This is a genomic window from Litorimonas sp. RW-G-Af-16, from assembly GCF_048319245.1.
Lineage (GTDB): Bacteria > Pseudomonadota > Alphaproteobacteria > Caulobacterales > Maricaulaceae > Litorimonas.
Window position 1 is genome coordinate 504,007 of the sequence record NZ_CP166993.1, and the last position, 22,686, is coordinate 526,692.

Consider the following 22,686-nt stretch of genomic DNA (forward strand, 5'->3'; position numbering starts at 1 on the left):
AGGGCCTTACGCGCTGGCGCTGGAAAGATGGGGCGACGCAATGGCTGGCATCGCGATGGAATTATGAATTCTTGCGACCAAGCCGCTTAGGTCTGTGACGTATTCTTCCTGCGGCACCACCAAGTCAGCATGCGCGGCAGACGGTCGAATATAGGCGTCGTGGGCTGGGCGCACTTCAGTGTGAAATTGTTGCAACACACATTCCGCCGTGCGGCCACGCTCCTGTATGTCGCGAATTTGACGACGTTCCAAACGTGTGGCCTCGTCACAGCGGACATAGACGCTCATATCAAAAAGCTCTCGCAGGTGGGACTGGGAGAGCAGTAATAAGCCTTCTAGTATAATGTACCGCGTGGCGATCTGCGGAATTTCGGCCTCGCGACGACGATGAGTCGCAAAATCATATGACGGCAGCGCCACAGCTTTCCCCGATTGCAGCGCCAGCAAGTCTGCGCGCATTTGATCAAAATCAAGCGCTTCGGGAATGTCAAAATTGGGGAGAGAGCCTTCGTCAAAATGACGGTCGAGGAGATCAAAGTAGTAATCGTCTTGGCGGATGAGGAGACAGTTCTCGCGGCCCACATGCTCGCGCAGAGCCTTGGCCAAAGTCGTCTTGCCAGAACAACTCCCGCCAGCAATCGCAATAATTTGGGGCACACCAGCCATTGCTTGTCCTCATGCGTGAGCAAAGCCGTCTGAGGCAAAGCTATCACAGTCAAAAATCTGTCATACATCCTGCCCGTCAAAATACAAGGTGCGGTGGGCGATAGCCTGTTAACTTTTTGCAGCATGAGTCCAGCAGCATGAGTCCATGTGTTGTGAAATTGTGCGGACGCCCAAAAGTGTGACTTTATCATCACGCCTAACGGTGATTCACAGGTTTTTTCGAAAACTGTCGTGACTCTGTCACATAACTTCAATATCGGGCGGGTAATCGCTGATTAAATTTTCGTTAATCTCCAGTTCAATTCATTAGGTGAGCTTCTCCATGAAAACTTCCATCCTCTCTCTTGGCTTCCGCGCCACGGTTGGCATCTCCGTCATCGCACTCACGGCCGGCCTCGCTAGCCAAGCCCACGCTCAGGTCACAACGTCGTCTGTTCGCGGTCAGGTCTTGCTAAACGGTACAACACCTGTTTCTGGTGCTTTCGCTGAGATCCGTCACATCCCGACGGGAACAGTCTCTACAGCAACATCAAATAGCAATGGTGTCTTTTCCGCGCGTAACTTGCGGGTTGGCGGACCATACACGGTGACTGTGAGTGGCGAAGGTTTTCAAACGAAAGCAATTACGGACATTTACATCGGTGTTGACGAAATCTTTGGCCTTGATGTGATCGTGGGCGAGGCTGCAATGGACGAAGTGGTCGCAACGGGCACCATTGCCGTGCAAAGCTATATGGACACGGGTCTGTCATCGACTTTTAACGTCGAAGACCTACGCGAGATTGTTTCGATCGATCGCGATATTGCAGACGTCGCACAACTTGACCCATTCGCGACGATTAATCGCCAGGGCAATGGCACAAAAGAACTTAGCATTGCGGGCGCCAATAACCGCTTCAATTCATTGACGATTGATGGTGTGGCGTTAAACGATCGTTTTGGTCTTAACGCGAATGGTTACCCAACACAGCGTTCGCCTCTGCCATATGACGCGATTGAGAGTATCTCTATCGAAACGGCGCCTTACGATACAGAATTTAATGGCTTCACAGGCGGCACAATCAACGCAGTTACGAAATCTGGTGAAAATGAATTGCACGGGTCTGCTGCATTTTATTACACAGATGACAGCCTCGGCGGCAGCAAAATTCGCGGCGAAGATCGTGATGTTAGCTTTGAAGAAAAAAGCTATGCGTTCACACTTGGTGGCCCCATCGTCAAAGACAAGCTTTTCTTCTTTGGCGCGTATGAAAAATTCGAAGAAGCGGCAGCGCTTCGCGACGGTCCGATCGGCTCTGGCGCTTTGAATATCACAGATATTGAACAGTCAGAAATTGACGCCATTCGTGACACTGTTTCCCGGGTTTACGGTTTTGATGCAGGCGGCTTTGCCGTCGAACCAGTGACAGAAGAAAAATACCTCGCATCTATCGATTGGAACATCAGCAACAATCACCGTGCAAAGTTCACATATCTTCACAATACAGGCGCAGCGATCAATCAACAGGATGGTAACTCATTCTTGGAAGACCGCGGTGTTGATATTCTCGGCTTTTCTTCCACGTGGTATAACAATAGCGAAGAAGTCGACACCTATATTGGTCACATCTTCTCTGACTGGACAGAGAATCTTTCAACAGAATTTAAAGTGTCCTACACGACACAAGATACAGGACAGAACTCACTGAATGGCGCTGAATTTCCACTCTTCACAGTGCGAAGCGCAGACGGAGAAGCCAATATTTCATTGGGTCCAGACACATTCCGTCACGGCAATGAGTTGTCGCAAGAGTTCTTCCAAGTCAAAGCAAAGGCTGAATACCTTGCTGGCAACCACACACTAAAAGCTGGCTTCGAGTATGAGGACGTGAACGTCAATAACTTGTTCGCACCTAACGCCGAAGGTCAATACTTCTTCGAATCACTTGCCGATTTGGAAGCGGGCCAAGCTTCAGCTTTGATCTATGAAAATGCGATCACAAATGATGAAAATGACCGCCGTGCGCTTTGGGGTTACTCTGTTGGATCCGTTTATTTGCAAGATGTTGTGGACGTCACAGACTTCCTGACACTGCAATTCGGTCTGCGGTATGATTTCTATGGCTCAAGCGGTGAAATTGCTGAGAACAACCTGTTCTCAAACCGGTATGGCTTCACGAATACAACAGACCTTGATGGTCTTGACGTCCTAATGCCTCGCTTCTCGTTTAACTTGGATGCAACAGATAATCTGCGCGTTCGCGGCGGCTTGGGTCGCTTTTCTGGCGGGGCTCCGTCAGTCTGGATTTCCAATTCTTACTCCAACTCTGGCGTAACAGCTGACGATGTCTTTGTGTCAAACCCAACAGTTCCGTTCTCCCCAGACTCCGCGACAGGGAATTATATTCCTGCTGACGCATTGGCCACTTTGGCGGGACAATCACCTGATGGCTTTGTGGCCGCTCTCGCACCTGACTTCGCGATCCCAACGACAATCAAAGCAAATCTTGGTTTTGCTTACGATGCAGACATTCCGTTCGTAGGTAATGACTGGACGCTGACAGCGGACGTTCTCTACAACAAGTATGAAAACGCACCGTTCTGGTCAGATCAATCATGTGTCCAAAATGGCGTATCACCTGACCTCCGCCCCGTATTTGACTGTGGTGGTAATGGTGATCCTGAAGCGATTGTTGTACGCAGCGTCGACGAGGGCGAAAGTTTCCTCGCTGCTGTTTCAGCGTCGAAAGACTGGGAAACAGACATCGGTGATATCGGCTTCTTCGCAAGCTATACCTATGCGGACGTTGACGACATTGGCCAAGGCACGTCATCGACGGCAACATCAAACTATTCCGATACACCGCGCTTTTCGTATCAACTCGCGCGTCCAGGTACATCTAACTACGAGACACAGCATAATTTCAAACTGCGTCTGAAATGGGAAGATGAACTGTTTGGCGATTACAAAACGCGCGTCTCGCTCTTTGGTACACGTCGTTCAGGTCAGCCATATAGCTATACCTTCGCCACGACGGGACGTGATGACCCCTTCGGTATTCGTGAAAATCGCGCAGATGATGCGGGTGCTTTGCTTTATGTCCCAACAGGTATCAGCGATCCGAACTTCTCAGCTGATTCATTCGGTGGCGATGCAGCTGCGCAAGAAGCTTTCTTCAACTATATCAATTCATCTGAATTGGCAGAATATAGAGGTCAGATCGCGCCGCGCAATGCGTTCCGGTCTCGCTGGCAGTCAATCTTTGATCTGAGTCTAGAACAGCAACTCCCAGGTCTGCGTGACGGTCACAAAACGTCATTCTTCTTGGACGTTGAAAACCTTGGCAACCTTCTGAACAGTAATTGGGGTGTGATTGAGCGTGTGCGTTATGAGTATGAGCAACAGACTGCTAACGCTGTCATTCAAAATGGCCAGTATGTTTATGACCGTCTGGACACGACTTTGAGCCAAGAAGTTTTGGGCAACTCCCTCTGGAAAGCTCAAGTCGGGATTAAATACGAATTCTAGGGGTGCAAATCCGCTCAGAATGAGACATACATTCGGAGGGTCTCGGCCCTCCGTTTTTGTATCTAACTCTCACGAGCCTCATTATGAAAGCTAGCCATGTTTAATACCCGCCGCGACATCCTCACTGGCCTTAGCGCGCTAAGCTTGGGGGCATGTGCGACGACACCGCTCGGCTCTGTCGAGCGAGCGGGGGTAGGGCAGGCGACCAACGGTGGTGGAGATTTGTTCACGCTCGGGGTGGCCAGTGGTGACCCTGTCTCGGATGGATTTGTGTTATGGACCCGCCTCGCGCCATTGCCGTTGCAAGCCAATGGCGGCATGCAAGAGCCGACCCGCGTGGCATGGCAAGTCGCGGAAGATGAGCGTTTTTCTCGCGTGATCCGTGCGGGCGAAACGGTTGCCACATCCGAATGGGCACATAGTGTCCACATTGAAGTCAGCGGGTTGCAGCCGCTGCGTCCCTATTTTTACCGCTTCATCGCCAATGGCCAGACAAGCCCCGTAGGTCGCGCGAAAACAGCGCCGACATTCGGCAGCTCGGTCGCCAGTCTGCGCATGGGCATCGCAACGTGTCAGCATTTCGAGCAAGGCTTTTTCAACTGCTATAACGATATGGTCGCGCAAGACCCTGATCTAGTGCTGCATATGGGTGACTATATCTACGAGGCCAGCTGGGGCCCGCAAGTGCGCCGCCAAGCCAGTGCGGAAGCTGTGACGTTGGCCGATTACCGCATTATTCACGCGCAATATAAAACTGACAAAGCGCTACAAGCCGCCCATGCCGCCGCTCCGTGGATTATGATTTGGGATGACCACGAAGTCGTGAATGATTATGCGGGTCTGAATGATGAAAACTACATGCCGCGCGAAGAATTCCGCGCCCGCCGTAATGCGGCCTATAAAGCCTATTATGAGCATATGCCCGTACGCTTACGGTCCAAACCTCACGGCGATCATATGCGGTTATACGATTACTTCCATTACGGAAACCTCGCGACGATCGCCCTAACGGATGGACGGCAATATCGCGATGACCAAGCCTGCCAGACACCTGATGATGGCGGCGCGCAAATGGTAAACTGCCCCGAATTAAATGACCCAACACGTTCCATGTTTGGCAAGGAGCAGGAACGCTGGTTGATGCCGTCTTTCGCGCGGTCAGGGGCAACATGGGAAATGCTCGCGCAGCCGACATTGTTCTCGCGGTTGAACCAGACAAACCGGGCGGGCGAAGCGGCGTCTTGGTCGGATGGGTGGGACGGCTACCCCGCGACGCGTCAGATGTTGCTGGACGCTGTGGCGCAGCGCAAACCCAAGAACTTCGTTTCCCTCGGCGGGGATATGCATAGTTGGTGGCAGGCAGACCTGAAGCTGGATTATGACGATATGAATTCGCAGACCGTTGGCACAGAATTTGTGACGACATCGACCACCGCACATAGTTATGCCTATGGTCGTTTCTCGCGGATGCTGCCCAATAATCCGCATATTCACTTCTTCGATGATCGCGCGCGCGGGTATACGCTGATTGACCTGACGCCAGAGCGCATGACGGTGAAGTTTCAAGAAGTTGACAACGTCTACTCCCCCACCGCGCCAACGAAAACGCGCAAAACCTATGTCGTTGAGAGTGGTGTGCCGAAAGCCAATGAGGTCTAAACGCTTTGCTTTAGCCCGTTGCGCCCCTATATCTGGTCTATGTTCACCGACCTCTATAACACAGACATCCTAACACTGTCGTCCACGCTCAAGAATGAGCGGCTGGACGCGCCTGATGGAACCGCTCGCAAAGTCTCAAAGCTCTGCGGGTCATGGCTAGAAATCGATGTGATCATGGACAATAACGCAGTGACCGATTGCGCCTTGCGCGTTCAAGCGTGCGCTTTGGGACAGGCAAGCGCGGCAATACTCAAAGAGCAGATCATCGGCGCGAAACTAGACGAGTTAATCACGGCCAGAGACGCGCTCAGGGCGATGTTGAAAGAGGGCGGAGAGCCGCCAATCGGTCGCTTCGCCAAGCTCTCTATGTTGCAAGGCGTCAGCGCGTATCCCGCGCGCCATGCCTCAACCATGCTCGCTTTTGACGCGGCGGTTGCGGCAGTCGAAGACGCGCTGGCCCATGCGTAACCCGCTGATATATCCAATGGTCGCGTCGCTGTGGTTTTACAAAATCCTGATCTCGCCTGTGCTGTCATTTTTCGGCGTGAAATGTCGCCATTATCCAAGCTGTTCGACATATTCCTTGCAGGCCGTGGAGCGACACGGGCCATGGGCTGGGGGCTGGATGACGCTGGCGCGGCTGTTGCGGTGTCAGCCTTGGGGCACAAGCGGGGTTGATAACGTCCCGCAAAATGTTACGAAGCCGCCTATCTGGGCGCCGTGGCGATACGGTCTATGGCGCAGCACTAACGAGACTGAGTAGATCATGGTCACTTTGACATTCCCCGACGGCGCCACACGCGATTACGACGCTGGCGTTACCGCGATGGAGGTCGCCAAGTCGATCTCTAAAGGCCTCGCCAAAAACGTCCTGGCGGCGAAGCTGGACGGGACATTGGTCGATGCGTCCTTGCCGATCAACGACAATGCGAAGATCGAATTGGTCACTGCGAAAGACCCTGAGGGTTTAGAGTTGATCCGCCATGATGCCGCCCATGTGCTGGCCGAGGCCGTGCAGGAGCTATTCCCAGGTACGCAAGTCACGATTGGCCCCGTCATCGAAAACGGCTTTTACTATGACTTCTTCCGCGATGAGCCTTTCTCCGAAGAAGACTTTGCTGCGATTGAAAAGAAGATGGCGTTCATCATCAACCGCAATGACAAGTTTGAACGTCAGGTTATGGACCGCGATGAGGCAATCAAATTGTTCCGCGACATGGGCGAAGAATTCAAGGCCGAGCTGATTGAGGACTTGCCAGAGAGCGAGACCATCACGGTCTATAAACAGGGCAAATGGTTTGACCTCTGCCGCGAGCCGCATTTGCCGTCGACGGGCAAAGTCGGCAAAGCGTTTAAGTTGATGAAAGTCGCGGGTGCGTATTGGCGCGGCGATAGCAATAATCCGCAGCTGCAGCGCATTTACGGCACAGCTTGGGCAACGCAAGAAGAGCTGGACGCGCATCTCCATATGCTGGCCGAAGCGGAAGCGCGCGACCATCGCCGATTGGGCAAACAGCTAGAGTTGTTCCACATGCAACCAGAAGCGCAGGGGATGGTGTTCTGGCATGACAAGGGCGCAACGCTCTGGCGTGTCGTCGAAGATTACATCCGTCGCCGTACGCAAGGTGCAGACTACCAAGAAGTCAAAACGCCCCTCCTGATCAATAACAAACTCTGGCAGGAAAGCGGTCATTGGGACAAATTTCGCGAAAACATGTTCGTGTCCGAGGTGAAGCACGGCAGCCACGAGGAAGTCCATGCGCTCAAGCCGATGAACTGCCCTGCTCATGTGCAGGTTTTCAATCAGGGCATGAAGTCCTATCGCGACCTGCCGCTCCGTATGGCAGAATTTGGCTGCTGCCATCGGAATGAGCCGACAGGCGCGCTGCATGGCATCATGCGGGTGCGGGGATTCACGCAAGATGATGGGCATATTTTCTGCTCGGAAGATCAGATTACGGAAGAAACCAAGACCTTCATTGATCTGCTGAAATCGGTTTATGACGATTTTGGGTTCACAGACTTAAAAGTCAAATTTTCGGATCGTCCTGAAACTCGCGCGGGCACAGATGCCACGTGGGATAAGTCAGAAGGTGCGTTGATGGATGCTGTGACTGCAGCGGGATTAGACGTTATCTTAAATCCAGGTGAGGGCGCGTTTTACGGGCCAAAGCTAGAATTTGTGCTACGTGATGCGATCGGCCGTGATTGGCAGTGCGGGACACTACAAGTGGACTTTGTCGTGCCAGACCGCCTCTCTGCGAGCTATGTTGGGGAGGACGATCAGCGCCATGTGCCTGTTATGCTCCACCGCGCCATCCTCGGCTCAATGGAACGATTTATCGGCATTTTGATCGAGAACTATGCGGGTAAATTTCCGCTCTGGCTTTCACCTGTGCAAGTCGTGATCGCGACAATCACCAGCAGCGCGGACGGCTATGCCGAGGAAGCCGCTGCCAAGTTGCGCGCGGCAGGCCTGCGCGTCGAAACGGACTTACGCAACGAAAAGATCAACTACAAAATTCGCGAACATTCCGCAGATCGCAAAATCCCTGTGATCGCGGTTGTGGGCGAAAAAGAGGCGGAAGAAGGCAAGCTCGCTCTGCGCCGTTTGGGGTCACGCGAGCAAACGGTCTTGACCTTGGACGAAGCCCTCGCGACGCTTTCGCACGAAGCCCTCGCACCTGATCAGCAGCGCAAAGCCTAAGCCATGAGCCGCGCGGCCAAGCTATTCGCGCTGGCAGTCCTATGGTTTAGCGTCCTGACTATGCCTCCACTGGCGCATGCGGGTGGGTTAGGCATTGTCATTTCAGGTGCGCTTTTGGGGCTAGGCGGTTTGGCGATAACACTGTCGTCGCGGCCAGAGAAGCGGATATCTCCCCCGCTTTGGGTGTGGCTATTTTTGGCCTTTCTGGTCTGGATCAACCTCACGGCTCTCTGGAGTCCTTACGCGGCGGACGGCGTTACAAATGCTCACAAGATTGCAGCGACAGGCGTCTTGCTTCTTTTTGTGCCGCAAATTCTGACGCACGTTTCAGCCGATCTCCGTGCCCTCTTGCGGCGTGTAATCATCACCATTAGTGTGATAGCGGTTGCTGTGATGTTGGTAGATGTCGTGAGTGGCTGGCGTATTTCACTGATGTTTGATCCAGTCTCGCCAGGGGAGTCTATTCATGCGCAGCGGAGCGATGCGCTGCAAAATGTTGGTCATGGGATTTTCACCTATGGCCAATATGTGCCGCCGCTGATCATGCTTATATTATGCACGATGAACCGCCCTTGGAGTTGGTTGGCCGCGACCTCTATGATTGCTCTGACGGCGCTGGCCGGGGTTTTCAACATGCTCGATATTGCGCCCCTCATGATCTTAATTTCACTCGCTGTGATGGGGCTGGCCTATATCTGGCCCAAGACGATTGTGTCGATTTCACTGCTAACATTCGCAGGTCTTATTCTGGCCGCGCCGCTGTTTGGGATTGTCTCGCAGCAGGTGCTAAAGATGGACGGCCTGACCCTTCCTGCGTCTTGGGATCACCGGTTTCATATGTGGGCTTATTGCTGGGAACAGATCCAAACGGCGCCGCTTTGGGGACATGGATTTGATGCGTCGAGGGCGATGCAAGATACGTATTTGGCCAAGACTGGGCAAGAGATGGCTCTGCTCTCGCTGCACCCGCATAATGCGGGTTTGCAGATTTGGCTTGAAACAGGGCTTGTCGGGGTCTTGCTATTTTGTAGCACGGTTTTGGCGCTTTGGCGACCCGCGCATCGCTATGTTAGCACAAAACCAAGAGCGGCAGCGCTCTGCGGTTGGTTGGCCGCGACAGCCATTATAGGCGCGACAACACTGGGCGTTTGGCAGTTTTGGTGGTGGGGCGTCGTGGGGTATGGCCTTGTTCTCTTACAATTAGTGCCAGCCAAATCCCGCGACACATATCAGTCTGGCGAGACCTAACGCGTCATTCCGCTATAAAATTTTCTTTTGCAATCATGGTTTACGACCTTTATGGACTCTCCACGCGTCAAGTGGGGGCTTGAAGGATTGAATATGACTGCATCCGTCACAGCCTTGCCTCTGACCGCTCCCCAAAGGCCCATCAGTGTAATTATGGTCAGCTATATGACGGACCCAGCCTTGGTCGAGGCGATCCATGCTGTCTTGGAAGATCGCGATATTCACGAATTGATTGTCGTTGATAATGGTAATACCGAGAGCGCACGCGCGCGATTGGCGCAATTTTTGGTTAGCCGCAACCGCGTGCGATTTTTACAAGGTCACGGGAATATCGGATTTGGGCGCGGGTGCAATTACGGTGCGTCTTTAGCGACAGGGCATTACCTGCTGTTTTTGAATCCTGACGCGATTATAGGTGTAGGGGATGCGAGGCGCTTAGCGCGGGGTGCAACGGGACTGAAGGCACCTTGGATTACGGGCGGGCTTTTGCGGGATGTTGACGGCGCGGAACAGCGCGGAGCGCGGCGCGGGGCGCTGACGCCTTTGTCAGCCGCGATCAGCTTTACGCCGCTCCACAAACTCCCCATGCTGACTTCCATTCACCGCGAAGATCAGCCTTTGCCAGCGGGCCCTGTCCCGATGGAAACGGTTAGCGGCGCATTTTTAATGACGGATCGTGCCTCGTTTGAGCAGTTGGGCGGGTTTGACGAAAACTATTTTCTGCACGTCGAAGATATTGATATTTGCCGCCGCGCGCGACAGGCGGGCGGCGATGTCTATTTTGTGCCAGATGCTTCTGTCATGCATTACGGCTCGACCAGTCGTGTACCGATGATGAAGATCGAGCGGGAAAAACTCAAAGGCTTCATCCGTTATTTCTCTCACTACCGCAAAGGCCCGATTGGGAGCGCTATGTCGCGTGTGCTGACATGGCTTGCAACGCCGTTTATGGCGGCGGCTATTCTGGGTCGGGCACTGTTTCTGTCGATCCGATCGGGGGTTCTGGGGAGGTAACTGTCGGGCAGACGTCGCCTCATACGGTCACGATTTCGACTTTATCGCCCTTGCTGTAATTAAACCCGCGAACAGGCTCTGACACCTCCAAGCACACACTGTCTGCGAGGGCGGCGTCTTGTAATTTGACCAGTAAGTCAGGCTGCGCCTCTGATTTTAAGTCCAAGATAATGACGCGCCCCTCGCGGATCGCTGCCATATCAATCGGATCAGCCTGCCCCCCTAAACGTAGAGATTTGTTCGTGTAATAGAGCAGGCTAGGCTCGGTATAGGTCGGGGAAATCGTATCGCCTAAACTGACTGGGTTCAACGTTTGCGCCACACGCTCCGACGTGCGGAACTGATCCAAATTGGGCAGGATATACCCGTAAGCGCCGCAGGACAGGACGATGGCGCTCAGCACAGCACTCATGACGGTGAGTTTTGCCTTGCCCACCACCATACCAAAGGCGGCGATGAGAGCGGCGAGGGCACCCACGCCGATGATAGCGTATGTGATCATTTCCATGTCTGGCGTGCCGTAAATTGTCTGTGCATAGAGCAGTGCGCCAATCAAAGCTGTGGTTGCAACGGCAAAGAGAGCCGCGCTGATAAAGCGAGCGACGGGGAAAATCTTGACTTGCATCAGGGTCGCAATCGCCGCCCCAATCATCACGCAAAGCGCGGGAAAGAGCGGCAAGACATAATGCGGTAGCTTGGTCGGCATGATCTCGATCATAAGCCAAAACGGCACAACCCAAATGAGGCACAGCCGCATAGCTTTGGTCACAGCGCTCATATCGCCTTTGCCACTCCGTACAGAACGCACAGCATAAATAGCACCAGGAATAAGGAACAGGCTAGACGGCCACAATGTCAGCCATATCAGGCCAAGGTGATAGCCAGGCGGGCCAGGGTGTTTTTCTTGCGCACTGACAAGCTTCCCGCCGAAATCATTGCCAAGACTTTCCGTAAAAAACGCCCCATCTGTCGCCATATAAATCGCGATCGCCCACGGCATCCAGATCAGTAGAAATAGAATGATAGCGGGCCAAAAGAGAAGGGCTTTTGCCCACCCCAATCGCCGCTCCCACACCCATAATCCTAGAATGGAAATCACGGCTAAGGCTGGCACGATCGGCCCCTTAATCATGATCCCTGCGCCCAAACCAACCCAAAAAACCCATACCCAGAGGCGTTTGAAACGCGCGTTCGGATCAGGATGCCTGACATGGGCGAGGGCGGCAAACACCGCGCTGGCGCTGGCGCAGAGCAGGGCATCCGTTTTGGCAATGTGGCCTTCAAACACAAATATCAGCGAGATCGCCAAAGCTCCCGCTGCATATAATGCCCCTTGCCGTCCGATCATGCGCACCGCCGCTAAATAAGTCAGCAGCACAGCGAGCAGCCCTGCAATAACGCTTGGCAAGCGTTGCACCCATATCTGGCGTTTTTCGGGAGAGGAGAGCGTTTTTAGCATGACGGTTTGCGCCCAATACGCTCCTGCGGGCTTCTTATTCCGCGCTTCGTCTTGGAACCGAATATTCAGCCAGTCACCGCTTTCCGCCATTTATACGCTGGCTTGGGCGTAGCGGGCTTCGTCGCGATCAATGACGGGAATACTGGCAAGGCCTGGTAAGAGCATAATCAGCGTAAGCACAGTTAAGGCAAAGGCGTGCATGCGCCGCTTTGGTAAATGTGTCCCGCTCATGCCCCAGCCTTAGCCTATGAGGCGAGTGAGCCAAAGAGTTTTCGTGCGAAGGTAGCCTGAAAAGCGCGTTGCGCGGGCCCGCCCGCTATGCGAATAGGCACTATGTCTAAAATCAAATCTCCCGAAATTTCTGTTGTTGTGCCAGCCTTTAATGAGGCGGAAAATGTCGGTAATTTGATGGCTGAGATACACGCGGCGCTGGACGGGCGGCCGTATGAAGCGATTTTTATCAATGACTGCTCGACCGACAATACGCTGGCGGTCTTGCAAGACTTAAAGACGACATACCCCGCTTTGCGCGTTCTGGCTCACCGTAAAAATGCAGGGCAGTCGCGCGGCGTGCGCACGGGTGTAATGGCGGCGGCGGCTCCGATTATCGCTACGCTGGACAGTGACGGGCAGAATGATCCCGCAGATATTCCCGCGCTTTTTGCGCAGCTGACACGCACTGACGCGCCGCAAGCCTTGGCTATGGTCGGCGGGCGTCGGGCCAAACGGATTGATAGCATGGCAAAGAAATTTGCCTCCCGTTTTGGCAATGGTATCCGCAAACGCCTCCTGAAAGACGAGGCGGATGATACGGGCTGCGGGTTGAAAGTTTTCACCCGCGAGGCGTTTTTGCGCCTGCCATATTTTGATCATATCCACCGCTACCTGCCATCGCTCATGCTGCGTGAAGGATATTCTATTGAGTTTTGTGATGTGAACCATCGCGCCCGTGAATTTGGCGAGAGTAAATATACAAATTTCGGACGCCTACGTGTATCGATTGCGGATCTGCGCGGGGTGATGTGGCTGAATAAGCGCTTTAAAAACCCTGGCGGGTGGGACGAAGTTTAGCGAGCGCGGCGATGGGGCGTCCTTCTAAGCAAGACATGTCACTGGATGATGCCGCGCGAATTTTGCGCGCCTCTTACGCAGCGCTGCCGAGCCCTGCTGATATGGACGCGCTGATTAAAGATAGTCAAAACGCAGAGGCGCGCAGGTATTATGATCCGCTGGAAGATGAGCGTTTGCGCGAAGTTTACGCGAGTTATCTCGGCATGCGCGTTGCGATTTGGCAGATGATCCACGCGCTCCGCCCGCAATATTTAAGCTACCAAAAAGGGGCGATGAACGGACGTGAGATACAGGCCTTCGGGATCGCGTTTTGCGGGGCGGAGATCATCGTGCGGACGGGCGAATATCTCATCGATCTGGCGCGGGAACGCGATATTGTCTGGCAAAAGCTGGACGAGGCCGAGAAACGCTACGGCCTTGCGCGTAAGAGTTTTACGCGGCTCTATCGGCAGCTGACCTCCGCTTTCCGGATGCACGCATTTTACCAAGCGCGAGATTATTTCGACGCGCACCAAGATGACATTTTGGCGGCTCTGACGGAGAATGGTCTTGGCGAAATCGCAGAGATTCTCACGACGCTTAACCTGCCCACTGCCTCGCGCGGTGATCACTTGCGGCGCTATCGGCGGTTTCTCAATTTCTCGCTCAGGCGGCGCGGTATGTCGACTGGGCGCAAGACGATGTTTGCTTTATTTGAGGCAACGGGCTCCGATATTGCCGAATTAAAAATCCCGTGGATCAAACGCACAGGCGCGCCAAAACGTGTGACGCCTGCCGTGGTCGACGCGTTGAAAGCCAAGTTGCAACCGGGTGATGTATTTATCACGCGCCATGACGATGCGATGAGCAATCTCTTTCTTCCTGGTTTCTGGCCGCACGGAGCCCTGTTTATTGGGACGGCTCGATCAACGCCAAAGGCTAGGGATCGAAGATGTGTCTGACGGGTTCCAACATAGCGGCGACCAGACGATCAATATCTTAGAGGCCAAGAAAGATGGCGTTCTGCTGCGACCCATAGAGGAAACGCTGCAAGTCGATGCTTTCGTAGTCCTGCGCCCCAAATTACCAGACACTGATATTACGCAAGCCATCACCAAGGGGCTGTCGCATGCGGGTAAGCTCTATGACTTTATCTTCGACTTCGGCACGGCGGACCGTATGGTATGTACTGAAGTCGTCTACCGCGCTTATCACGGCGTTGGCCCCATCGCGTTCGAGCTATCTACCAAGGCAGGACGTAAGTGTCTTTCCGCTGAAGACTTTCTCAATCAGGCGATCTCGCGAGGTTGGTTTGATCCCGTCATGATTTATGGTGTGCCAGAGGACAAGTTGCTGGGAGGTAGCTTGCCCAAAAGCCTCTTGCGACAGAGCTTTGAAGCGACGTTCTAGGCTCCGATTGAGATAATGATTGACGCCTTGTTAACCTTTTAACAGCCATTTAGCGTTTAGACTTCTTTAAGCCTTTTGATTCGTGCCGCGTGGAGCCGCTCGCCTTGCAATTTTTTACCGTATTTCCGCTAATGATCATCCCTGTGTTGATATACAATGTGGTCGCTTTGGGAGGGCAAACCTTCTCAACGGTGGAGGCTGTGCGCACGCGATTGGACACGGATTTCATCTCTGTTCCTATGGCAAGCGATACGCTGTGGCACATCACGCCAGGCCACGCGCTGATTATGCTCTCTCTCCTGATGTTATTTTTTGAATTAATTAAATCGACAGGCATTGGCCGCGCCGCCGTGATGAACCATGCGTTTTCACTCATTTTGTTCATCGTCTGCTTGGTCGAGTTTTTGATGTTTCCAGCCTTTGCTACCTCCGTCTTTTTCCTGATCATGTTGATGAGTTTGCTCGATGTTATGGCAGGATTTATGGTGACAATCGCCAGCGCCCGCCGCGACTTTGCTGTGGGGGATGGATATGGCGATTGATCTCCCCCAATCGTTGGCACAAACACTCTACCGCTCTATAGACTTTCTTAATATCGCACCTATAGGTTGCAATCAAGTCGCTATTGGGCGACACCTAAAGTGCGAAGAAGTGGCGGCTGGGCATGCGTAAGCAAGACCTGACACGAAACAGTGTGGTGGGACAGGTCACGACCTTGCCCGACCAAAAACGTGCGGAGCGTCTGTTCCGACTGCTCGAAGCGGTGCCGTTTACGATCACGCGGGGCCAAAGTCTGCAGTTTGAATATCCGGAGGCAGCAGGACATTTACTGCGCAATCACGTCTCGGAATTGCCAGATAGCAACGTCGCATGGATGGACCGTTTGTCGTTCCAAAGCCGCCGTGACCGCCAAGCTGCGCTCAAACGCCTGACATGGGACGGGGCGCAATACCGCCTGAAATATCAGCTAAAACTGGATACAGGCGAAAGCGTTTGGATCGAAGAAACGGGTGAGCGGATCGCAGGCCAAGACGCTACGCCCACCGAGATTATCGGCACACTTCGCTACATCGATCGCGTGCAATCGGAGCTTGAAAAAGCGGCCTATTTAGACCGCTACGACGCCCGCTCAGGCCTGATGAACGAGCGCAGTTTTCGCGACGCGGTTAATCACGTCTGTGCCCTGACCAAGCGGCAGAAATCGAGCGCTGCGCTTATTCGATTGCGCGCAACCAATCTGGGCGACATCAATGCGATCTATGGCTACGATACGGGGGATCGCTTGATCCGCTTGATAGGCGAAAGGCTCGCAAATCTACTGCGTGCACCAGATCATGTGGCGCGGCTAGAAGGGCCAGATTTTGGGCTGTGTATTATCGGGGCAGATGAAAACGGCGCTCATGCTCTGATGTCGCGGCTCAAAGAACCACTTTTGGACACGCCATATGCAACACCACATGGCGGCCTCTATATCGAATTCACAGCCAGCGCGACGATTTTGGGCGAGGCAGCTTTTACGGCCACAGATGCTCTGCGGCAAACAGCGGGTCTATACGAAGGCGACGACAATCATTTAACTTGGGCGCCGAAGTTCTATGAAAATACACAAGAAATACAGCAGCTTAACCAAAGCAGCCGCGCAGCTCGGGACATATCCCAAGACATTATCGCCGCGCTGAATGAGCGCCGTATCTCCATCGCTTATCAACCGATCATTGACGCACGGACGCGGGACTTACACCACTATGAATGTCTGTTGCGTCTGCGGCGTGAAGACGGCGAAATTATCAGCGCGGGCAATATCATCATGGCGGCTGAAAAGCTGGGTTTAATTAATTTGCTTGATCGCCGCGCATTGGAACTGGCTGCAGAAACCCTACATACTATGCCCGACATTCACCTCGCATTGAATGTTTCCGCAGCGACTATCAAGGACGAGGCTGCAGTCGAAGATTATCTAACGGCGCTCAAATCGCTCGGCCCGATGGCGCAACGCTTAACCTTAGAACTTACCGAGACTGCCGCACTGGACGATCCAGGCCTTGCGAGCTTTTTCTCAGTGGAAACGCGCAAGTTGGGCTGTGATTTTGCGATCGATGATTTCGGTTCTGGCTACACGACTTTCCGAAACCTTATGGCGATTGAAGCGGACAGTATCAAAATTGACGGTAGCTATATTCAGGGCATCGCAACGGAGCCGCATAAGGAAACTTTCGTGCGGATGATGGTAGATTTGGCACAGACATTTTCGGTCAAAACTGTCGCGGAAATGGTTGATAATCGGGCCGATGCAGAATTGCTACGGCGCCTCGGTGTCGACTATTTGCAAGGCTATATGTTCGGATACCCGTCCGCAGCCCCCGCTTGGCGACGTCAATCTGCCTAAGATAATTGCCGCGCCTATCCTCGCTTTCATCTAGTAATTCTCCCAAGCCGCGCTAGACTTCCCTCATGCGCGAGACGGTGATCAGGCTTGAGACCTTCTACGCCAGCCCCTTGGGTTTGGCGGCGCAATCGGCTGTGAAAGCGCGGCTCTCTACTTTATGGACGAATGTCGCGGGGCATAACATTCTCGGCTTTGGATATTGTTGGCCCATGCTCAACAGCTACACAAAGACCGCCAATCGTGTTGTCCTCGCCATGCCTGCGGGGCAGGGCGCACTGGCACATGCAGAATCAACGCGGAGTGATGACATGCTTGACAGAAGATGATCGCTTGCCGTTTTCAGATGCCACTTTCGATCATATTCTCTGTGTCCACGCGATTGAGGAAGCTGCCCATGTGCCGACTTTGCTGCGCGAATTATGGCGCGTGACGCGGCCCGAAGGCCGCATCGTCATTGTCGCCTCTAATCGCGCAGGTTTATGGTCGCGGTCTGAAAAAGTGCCGTTCGGTTCGGGTCGTCCGTATTCCAAAACCCAACTCCGCGCAGTGCTAACCCAAGCAGGGTTTCAGCCGACTGTCTCGTCCAATGCGCTCTACGTGCCCCCCATGACGCGACTGGCTAAACCGCGCATCGCACGCGGGTTTGAACAATTCGGCGAAGTTGTCTGGCCAAGTTTTTCGGGACTAGTGCTTGTCGAGGCGATCAAGCGTCTTTATGCCGAGCCAGGCAGTGTGGAGCGGGGCCTTGTGCGCCGCCCTAGTTTTGGTGCCAGCCCCGTCGCGAACCCCGTCGCGAACCCTCTGGGAGATACGCAAAATGAGCGATGATACAATCCGTGATATTAGCGATGTGCGCAAAGATATTGACCGCGTCGACAAGGCGCTGCTGGCGCTCATCGCGGAGCGGTTAGAACTCGCCATGGCTGTGCGGCGCGCGAAATCTGGTGTGCGTGTTTGGCGTCCTTCCCGCGAAGAAAGCCATGTCCGCGAATTGGCCGCCGCGACGGAAGATACTCCACGCGCGCTCGTCTCAACGATTTGGGCCGAACTGATGAGCGCATCGCTCGCCATGCAAGGCCCAATGCGGCTGCACATCGCCTTGGAAGGGGACGCGCTGGACGTGTGGAGCCTTGTGCGGGACCGGTTTGGCGGGGCTCTCCCGATCAAAAGCTACCCTACAAGCAGTTCTGCGCTGGCCGCCGCCTATGCCGAAGAAGAAGGTGTGGCGGTGTTGCCAGCCCCGGGCGGGATGCAAAATTGGTGGACGGCTTTGGGACCAAGAGGCGCGATGCCAGACATGCATATTTTGGCGGGCCTGCCGCGCACGGGGCAGGGCGATTGGCCAAGGGCTGTGGCTGTTGCAACCGCTGATCTGGCACCCTCTGGCGCGGATCAAACGCTGGTGATTGCGCCCCGCACGGCGAAGGGGCAAGGTGTTCTACGCGCTGATGCGGGCGATCAAATCTTGCTGAGTTTAGAGGGTTATCATACGGAAACCTCTATCACGGGTGGATCGATTATTGGTTGCTTGCCGCGCCCGCTTGGCTAAGACAGACCCATGACTTTTGATACAATTCTCGTGGTCGGGTGCGGCCTGATCGGCAGCTCCATCGCGCGCGCGGCCAAGACCTATGGCCAATGCCAAACAGTGCTGGTCGCGGATAAGTCCGAGAGTGTGTGCAAAACGGTTGCGAAGCTAGGGTTTGCGGACGGCGTGGCCGAGGGCATGGCCCATCACTTTGCGGCGCAAGCTGACCTTATTGTGTTATGTGTTCCGCCGGGGCGCATGGCGGAAGTCGCCGGCGAAATTATTCCTGCGATGAAAGCGGGTGCCACTCTCACCGATGTGGGCTCGATCAAAGGTCGCGTGATTGAAACCATCACCCCGCTCCTGCGCGAGGATATTCATTTTATTCCAGGCCACCCGATTGCGGGCACAGAATTTAACGGTCCCGAGGCGGGGTTTGCGGAGCTATTTCAACATCGCTGGTGTGTCCTGACACCGACTGATCCAGATCACCCTTCGGTCGCGGCGCTCAAAGAATTTTGGGAAGCGATTGGTAGTGCCGTTGCCATTATGACCGCGGAACGTCATGATCTCGTGCTAGCCACCACATCCCACGTGCCGCATTTAATCGCCTATACTTTGGTCGGCACAGCGGTCGATATGGAAGAAGTCACGCGCAATGAAGTTGTAAAATTTTCCGCAGGCGGCTTTCGGGATTTCACACGGATCGCGGCGTCTGATCCCGTCATGTGGCGGGATGTATTTCTGGCCAATCGTGATGCCACCTTGGAAGTCGTTGACCGCTTTATTGAAGATCTATCAGCGCTTAAACGGGCGATCCGCTGGGAAGACGGCGATGCTTTGCTGGAACATTTTTCCAAGACGCGTGATATTCGCCGTAAGATTATTGACGCAGGGCAAGAGACTGACGCCCCTAATTTTGGTCGCGAAGACTAATTAATTAATCAACGTCCTGCTCAGATAGGGGCGGCAAGACAGGGGCATCAGATTGTGCCCGCCGTCCGCGCGACAGGCTAAGCAGAAATTTTGTATATTCTTGCAACAAGCGTTTCGCCCGCGCCCCGTCCTTATACCACACCTCTGGATTATCGCGCATGACTGGGAAAGCGGTGATGCGCATGCGCCCCGCCGCTGTACCAATTTCGACTTTGGCGCGCGGCATATGATAGGCGGACGTTACAAGAATAATGTGCTCATAGCCCAGCGCTTCGACTCAAGCCGCTGTTTCCCGCGCATTGCCAATCGTGTCCTCTGCCGCATAGTCCAAATCGACACAGCAATCCGCTACCTCTGCATCTATCAATAACAGGTCTTGGACTTGGGGGAGTTCTAATTTGGTATTGACGCCAGACACTAAAAGCCGCTCGCCTTTGCCGTCTTTGAGTAATTGCCCCGCTGCCTCAAGCCGTCCGCCGCCTTTGCCTGTCCAGACAACGATCCCGTCTGCTTTCGGCACAAGGTTACGCGGCGGTGTGCGCAGGCTATCGACGTGTTGCGCAAAGGCGAAAAATCCGCCTAAGGCCATGGCAAACGCCAAAACAAAAATAAATAAGACGTATTTCAGCCAGCCACGACGCTTGGCTTTCGCGCTCAGTTTTTGAGGTTTGGCTGTCGTGCTAGTGCGGCTCATGCACGCCGTCTTTCGCGCGCCATTTGACGCGTCGCCGTCAGACCCGCCGCCATTGCGCAAATCGTTGTAAACAACAGCCCCAATCCAATCAGCCAAAGCACATCACGCAAAACGGCCCCCACGCTATGCCAGCCCATCTCTCCCGTTACGCCCACTATAGACGCAGCAGACCAGAACAAGGCGGCAAAGGTAAGGCCGATGAGCGCCCCTAAAATGCCGCGTCGCCCCGCTTGGCCCACAAATAACTTCGCAATAAACCGATTGCTTGCCCCGACTTGCACAAGGACGCTAATGATGTCGCGCTGCGCAGACAATCCCGCACGCGTGGCAAATACACTGACGGCTAACCCTGCGGTCAGCAAAATGATGAGCAAGCCAGACCCAAGAATAATTAAGCGTTGCGATGTGCGTTTGACCCCCGTGGCATAGCGGTCATGATTATCGATATTGACGAGCAAGCCCTCTGCCTCCATCTGGGTCGTGATCTGCCCCGTCGACATATTCCCCGCCATGTTTTTGATGGTAATTAAGCCCGGCACTGGCAAGTCATCAGGCAAACGCGTGGCCCCGAGCCAAGGCTCTAAAAGGGCCGCTGCGTCTGGTTCTGACATGATGGAAATGTCGGCATCAGGCAGTAAGCGCCGAAGCAGCTCTGCCGCTGCCGACATTTGTGCCTCTCGCGTTTCGGGCGAATTATGGAGAACTTGAACTGTGGCTGTGTCCGAGAGCTGCGCACGCCAATCGTCTGACAATCGCGTCGCCCCGCGCGAGAACAATAATGCCAAGCCCGCCAAAAACGCCATCAGGCTCAGCACGACGAGTAATGACCGCGCATTTTCTAGCCGCTCTGGCAGCAGCGGTTGCACGTCCATGGCGTGGGCATCCGCACTCATAGCTCATTCCCCGGCTTGTCAGGATGAAGCCCCTTATAAATATGTCCGTCTTCGATCCGCAGCACACGCGCAGATAATTCCCGAATTAAGGCGACATCATGGGTCGCGATGAAAACAGTTGTTCCCATGCGGTTCATTTCGCCAAATAATCGCAGCAATCGCCGCCCGATGACGGGATCAACATTGCCAGTGGGTTCATCCGCGATCAAAAGGTCTGGCTTGGCGATCACAGCCCGCGCAATCGCGGCGCGTTGCTTCTCACCACCAGACAGTGTCGGCGGTAAGGCTTGCATACGGTGACCCAGTCCGACCCATTGCAGCAACTCAACCACATCATCCGAATAGCTCGCCCGCGAAAGGCCCGATACGCGGAGCGACAGCGCGACATTTTCAAATACACTGAGGTGATCAATGAGGCGGAAGTCTTGCAAGACAACCCCAATGCGCCGCTTCATCGCCTGTTGCGCGGAATTAGACAGCAGCGCCGTATCTTCCCCGAACAAGCTAATCATGCCGCGCGAGGGCGTCAGAGCGAGGTAGCAGAGCTTGAGCAAAGTCGATTTGCCTGCACCACTTGGTCCCGTCAGAAAGGTAAAACTGCCCTTGGGAAGCTCCAGGTTAACGTCCGACAAAATCTCTGGTCCGCGCCCATAGCGAAGACCCACACGTTCAAAGCGCACAAGGGCATCTTGCACGAGCGCATCGGGGCTGGACATTGGCGTCGGATTGTTCACTTTATAAATATCTCTCGAATCGGAACCCTATGATACTGACCTGCCCAGAATGTTCTACGAAATATTTGACAAAGGCTGACTCGATTGGTCCGAATGGTCGGACTGTGCGCTGCGCGAAATGTTCAGAGACATGGTTCGTCAGTGCAGAAGAGGCATTAGAGGTCACGGCGCAGATTACCGCCGACCAGCGCGCGCTCGATGAAGACTTAACTTCTAGTTTAACGGAGGAGGCGCCTGTCGATGTTGCGCCACTGACGCCAGTGCCGAATATGGGCGGCGCAGCGAGCGGCACGACCGCGCCTGGCGCACATGTTCTGTTGCGCGATAAAGCGGACGCCGAGAAGCGGGCGCGACGCCGCCGCGTGATCTGGGCGATCTGGCTGATCCCACTTTTGATCCTCATGACGGCAGCCATTTTAGCCTATATATTTCGGCAAGATATTGTTGAGCGTTTTCCTGCATCTGCCACGATCTATCAATCATTGGGCATCCCCGTCACTACGGCAGGGCTGGAGATTGAAAATCCGACCGCAAGGACAGCGATTATTGACGGGCAAACTGTCTTGGTTATTTCATCGGCGATCACGAATATTTCCAACGACTCCGTTCGAGTGCCTGCTGTGCAATTAACTCTGCGTAACGGCGCAGGGGAGGCCGTGGCGGAATGGTTTGTAGAGCCAAAGTCACAAATGCTTGCCCCAAAGGCGCGGCTTGAATTTGCTTCGCAATACCCTGATCCGCCTGTCGATGCGGTGAAATTGCATTATGATTTCGCCAGCGAGTCTGGGCTTTAG

Annotated in this window: 24 protein-coding genes; 17 read left to right on the forward strand and 7 right to left on the reverse strand. The window is 54.1% G+C overall.

Going from position 1 to position 22,686, the window contains the following annotated elements:
- Window positions 1–6: 6 nt before the first annotated feature.
- Window positions 7–666: a uridine kinase gene (gene udk, locus AB8615_RS02390; RefSeq protein ID WP_409433353.1), complete on the reverse strand. Its 660-nt coding sequence runs from the start codon at window positions 664–666 to the stop codon at window positions 7–9.
- Window positions 667–988: 322 nt separating this feature from the next.
- On the opposite strand from udk, the gene AB8615_RS02395 reads away from it, so the two are divergent.
- The 7 genes from AB8615_RS02395 to AB8615_RS02425 all read left to right on the forward strand — a co-directional run bounded on the left by AB8615_RS02395 (window position 989) and on the right by AB8615_RS02425 (window position 10,802).
- Entirely contained in the window at window positions 989–4,174 is a 3,186-nt protein-coding gene (locus AB8615_RS02395) for a TonB-dependent receptor (protein ID WP_409433354.1), read from the forward strand.
- 96 nt (window positions 4,175–4,270) lie between these two features.
- Entirely contained in the window at window positions 4,271–5,833 is a 1,563-nt protein-coding gene (locus tag AB8615_RS02400) for an alkaline phosphatase D family protein (protein WP_409433355.1), read from the forward strand.
- A gap of 39 nt (window positions 5,834–5,872) precedes the next feature.
- Window positions 5,873–6,301: an iron-sulfur cluster assembly scaffold protein gene (locus tag AB8615_RS02405; protein ID WP_409433356.1), complete on the forward strand. Its 429-nt coding sequence runs from the start codon at window positions 5,873–5,875 to the stop codon at window positions 6,299–6,301.
- The gene (gene yidD / locus AB8615_RS02410; protein ID WP_409433357.1) at window positions 6,294–6,596 is read left to right on the forward strand and encodes a membrane protein insertion efficiency factor YidD; all 303 of its coding nucleotides are present in this window, start codon (window positions 6,294–6,296) and stop codon (window positions 6,594–6,596) included. The genes AB8615_RS02405 and yidD overlap by 8 nt, the downstream gene beginning before the upstream one ends.
- A 3-nt stretch (window positions 6,597–6,599) precedes the next feature.
- Entirely contained in the window at window positions 6,600–8,540 is a 1,941-nt protein-coding gene (thrS, locus tag AB8615_RS02415) for a threonine--tRNA ligase (protein WP_418152568.1), read from the forward strand.
- Window positions 8,541–8,543: 3 nt separating this feature from the next.
- Entirely contained in the window at window positions 8,544–9,788 is a 1,245-nt protein-coding gene (locus AB8615_RS02420; protein WP_409433359.1) for an O-antigen ligase family protein, read from the forward strand.
- Window positions 9,789–9,881: 93 nt separating this feature from the next.
- Window positions 9,882–10,802, forward strand: a complete 921-nt coding sequence (locus AB8615_RS02425) for a glycosyltransferase family 2 protein (RefSeq protein ID WP_418152569.1) — start codon at window positions 9,882–9,884, stop codon at window positions 10,800–10,802.
- 19 nt (window positions 10,803–10,821) lie between these two features.
- Here AB8615_RS02425 and AB8615_RS02430 read toward each other — a convergent pair whose 3' ends face one another.
- Both AB8615_RS02430 and AB8615_RS02435 read right to left on the reverse strand, forming a co-directional pair.
- Window positions 10,822–12,351: an ArnT family glycosyltransferase gene (locus tag AB8615_RS02430; protein ID WP_418152570.1), complete on the reverse strand. Its 1,530-nt coding sequence runs from the start codon at window positions 12,349–12,351 to the stop codon at window positions 10,822–10,824.
- Entirely contained in the window at window positions 12,352–12,492 is a 141-nt protein-coding gene (locus AB8615_RS02435; RefSeq protein ID WP_418152571.1) for a hypothetical protein, read from the reverse strand.
- 102 nt (window positions 12,493–12,594) lie between these two features.
- Between AB8615_RS02435 and AB8615_RS02440 the strand changes: the two genes are divergently transcribed.
- The 9 genes from AB8615_RS02440 (at window position 12,595) to AB8615_RS02480 (ending at window position 19,571) form a co-directional block, all read left to right on the forward strand.
- Window positions 12,595–13,332: a glycosyltransferase family 2 protein gene (locus tag AB8615_RS02440; RefSeq protein WP_409433362.1), complete on the forward strand. Its 738-nt coding sequence runs from the start codon at window positions 12,595–12,597 to the stop codon at window positions 13,330–13,332.
- 11 nt (window positions 13,333–13,343) lie between these two features.
- Window positions 13,344–14,273: a hypothetical protein gene (locus AB8615_RS02445; RefSeq protein WP_418152572.1), complete on the forward strand. Its 930-nt coding sequence runs from the start codon at window positions 13,344–13,346 to the stop codon at window positions 14,271–14,273.
- Complete coding sequence (locus AB8615_RS02450; RefSeq protein ID WP_418152573.1) at window positions 14,266–14,721, forward strand: YiiX/YebB-like N1pC/P60 family cysteine hydrolase; 456 nt, start codon at window positions 14,266–14,268, stop codon at window positions 14,719–14,721. The genes AB8615_RS02445 and AB8615_RS02450 overlap by 8 nt, the downstream gene beginning before the upstream one ends.
- 104 nt (window positions 14,722–14,825) lie before the next feature.
- Window positions 14,826–15,263 carry a hypothetical protein gene (locus tag AB8615_RS02455; protein WP_409433364.1) on the forward strand — a complete coding sequence of 146 codons (438 nt, stop codon included), beginning with the start codon at window positions 14,826–14,828 and terminating at the stop codon, window positions 15,261–15,263.
- A gap of 122 nt (window positions 15,264–15,385) precedes the next feature.
- Window positions 15,386–17,107: an EAL domain-containing protein gene (locus AB8615_RS02460; RefSeq protein WP_418152574.1), complete on the forward strand. Its 1,722-nt coding sequence runs from the start codon at window positions 15,386–15,388 to the stop codon at window positions 17,105–17,107.
- A gap of 65 nt (window positions 17,108–17,172) precedes the next feature.
- On the forward strand, window positions 17,173–17,433 hold the full coding sequence (locus AB8615_RS02465; protein WP_418152575.1) for a hypothetical protein: 261 nt from the start codon (window positions 17,173–17,175) through the stop codon (window positions 17,431–17,433).
- On the forward strand, window positions 17,390–17,935 hold the full coding sequence (locus tag AB8615_RS02470) for a class I SAM-dependent methyltransferase (protein ID WP_418152576.1): 546 nt from the start codon (window positions 17,390–17,392) through the stop codon (window positions 17,933–17,935). The genes AB8615_RS02465 and AB8615_RS02470 overlap by 44 nt, the downstream gene beginning before the upstream one ends.
- Entirely contained in the window at window positions 17,925–18,656 is a 732-nt protein-coding gene (locus AB8615_RS02475) for a chorismate mutase (protein WP_409433367.1), read from the forward strand. Before AB8615_RS02470 ends, AB8615_RS02475 begins: the two co-directional genes overlap by 11 nt.
- 9 nt (window positions 18,657–18,665) lie before the next feature.
- On the forward strand, window positions 18,666–19,571 hold the full coding sequence (locus AB8615_RS02480; RefSeq protein WP_409433368.1) for a prephenate/arogenate dehydrogenase family protein: 906 nt from the start codon (window positions 18,666–18,668) through the stop codon (window positions 19,569–19,571).
- 4 nt (window positions 19,572–19,575) lie between these two features.
- Here the strand turns inward: AB8615_RS02480 and AB8615_RS02485 are convergent, their stop codons facing one another.
- Genes AB8615_RS02485 through ftsE form a run of 4 tightly spaced genes read right to left on the reverse strand, consistent with a single transcriptional unit; the run spans window position 19,576 to window position 21,874 of the window.
- Window positions 19,576–19,797, reverse strand: coding sequence for a hypothetical protein (locus AB8615_RS02485; RefSeq protein ID WP_418152577.1), 222 nt, complete (start codon window positions 19,795–19,797; stop codon window positions 19,576–19,578).
- 51 nt (window positions 19,798–19,848) lie between these two features.
- Complete coding sequence (locus tag AB8615_RS02490) at window positions 19,849–20,265, reverse strand: YdcF family protein (RefSeq protein WP_418152578.1); 417 nt, start codon at window positions 20,263–20,265, stop codon at window positions 19,849–19,851.
- On the reverse strand, window positions 20,262–21,158 hold the full coding sequence (locus tag AB8615_RS02495) for a cell division protein FtsX (protein WP_409433370.1): 897 nt from the start codon (window positions 21,156–21,158) through the stop codon (window positions 20,262–20,264). Before AB8615_RS02495 ends, AB8615_RS02490 begins: the two co-directional genes overlap by 4 nt.
- Window positions 21,155–21,874 (reverse strand): cell division ATP-binding protein FtsE, encoded by a 720-nt coding sequence (gene ftsE, locus AB8615_RS02500; protein ID WP_409434115.1) that lies wholly within the window; start codon window positions 21,872–21,874, stop codon window positions 21,155–21,157. The genes AB8615_RS02495 and ftsE overlap by 4 nt, the downstream gene beginning before the upstream one ends.
- Before the next feature lie 47 nt (window positions 21,875–21,921).
- Between ftsE and AB8615_RS02505 the strand changes: the two genes are divergently transcribed.
- Window positions 21,922–22,686: a DUF3426 domain-containing protein gene (locus AB8615_RS02505; RefSeq protein ID WP_409433371.1), complete on the forward strand. Its 765-nt coding sequence runs from the start codon at window positions 21,922–21,924 to the stop codon at window positions 22,684–22,686.

Coding starts and splice junctions, on each gene's coding strand:
- udk (WP_409433353.1), bottom strand. CDS start 666: ATGGCTGGTGTGCCCCAAATTATTGCGATTGCTGGCGGGAGTTGTTCT.
- AB8615_RS02395 (WP_409433354.1), top strand. CDS start 989: ATGAAAACTTCCATCCTCTCTCTTGGCTTCCGCGCCACGGTTGGCATC.
- AB8615_RS02400 (WP_409433355.1), top strand. CDS start 4,271: ATGTTTAATACCCGCCGCGACATCCTCACTGGCCTTAGCGCGCTAAGC.
- AB8615_RS02405 (WP_409433356.1), top strand. CDS start 5,873: ATGTTCACCGACCTCTATAACACAGACATCCTAACACTGTCGTCCACG.
- yidD (WP_409433357.1), top strand. CDS start 6,294: ATGCGTAACCCGCTGATATATCCAATGGTCGCGTCGCTGTGGTTTTAC.
- thrS (WP_418152568.1), top strand. CDS start 6,600: ATGGTCACTTTGACATTCCCCGACGGCGCCACACGCGATTACGACGCT.
- AB8615_RS02420 (WP_409433359.1), top strand. CDS start 8,544: ATGAGCCGCGCGGCCAAGCTATTCGCGCTGGCAGTCCTATGGTTTAGC.
- AB8615_RS02425 (WP_418152569.1), top strand. CDS start 9,882: ATGACTGCATCCGTCACAGCCTTGCCTCTGACCGCTCCCCAAAGGCCC.
- AB8615_RS02430 (WP_418152570.1), bottom strand. CDS start 12,351: ATGGCGGAAAGCGGTGACTGGCTGAATATTCGGTTCCAAGACGAAGCG.
- AB8615_RS02435 (WP_418152571.1), bottom strand. CDS start 12,492: ATGAGCGGGACACATTTACCAAAGCGGCGCATGCACGCCTTTGCCTTA.
- AB8615_RS02440 (WP_409433362.1), top strand. CDS start 12,595: ATGTCTAAAATCAAATCTCCCGAAATTTCTGTTGTTGTGCCAGCCTTT.
- AB8615_RS02445 (WP_418152572.1), top strand. CDS start 13,344: ATGGGGCGTCCTTCTAAGCAAGACATGTCACTGGATGATGCCGCGCGA.
- AB8615_RS02460 (WP_418152574.1), top strand. CDS start 15,386: ATGCGTAAGCAAGACCTGACACGAAACAGTGTGGTGGGACAGGTCACG.
- AB8615_RS02465 (WP_418152575.1), top strand. CDS start 17,173: ATGCGCGAGACGGTGATCAGGCTTGAGACCTTCTACGCCAGCCCCTTG.
- AB8615_RS02470 (WP_418152576.1), top strand. CDS start 17,390: ATGCAGAATCAACGCGGAGTGATGACATGCTTGACAGAAGATGATCGC.
- AB8615_RS02475 (WP_409433367.1), top strand. CDS start 17,925: ATGAGCGATGATACAATCCGTGATATTAGCGATGTGCGCAAAGATATT.
- AB8615_RS02480 (WP_409433368.1), top strand. CDS start 18,666: ATGACTTTTGATACAATTCTCGTGGTCGGGTGCGGCCTGATCGGCAGC.
- AB8615_RS02485 (WP_418152577.1), bottom strand. CDS start 19,797: ATGCCGCGCGCCAAAGTCGAAATTGGTACAGCGGCGGGGCGCATGCGC.
- AB8615_RS02490 (WP_418152578.1), bottom strand. CDS start 20,265: ATGAGCCGCACTAGCACGACAGCCAAACCTCAAAAACTGAGCGCGAAA.
- AB8615_RS02495 (WP_409433370.1), bottom strand. CDS start 21,158: ATGAGTGCGGATGCCCACGCCATGGACGTGCAACCGCTGCTGCCAGAG.
- ftsE (WP_409434115.1), bottom strand. CDS start 21,874: ATGTCCAGCCCCGATGCGCTCGTGCAAGATGCCCTTGTGCGCTTTGAA.
- AB8615_RS02505 (WP_409433371.1), top strand. CDS start 21,922: ATGATACTGACCTGCCCAGAATGTTCTACGAAATATTTGACAAAGGCT.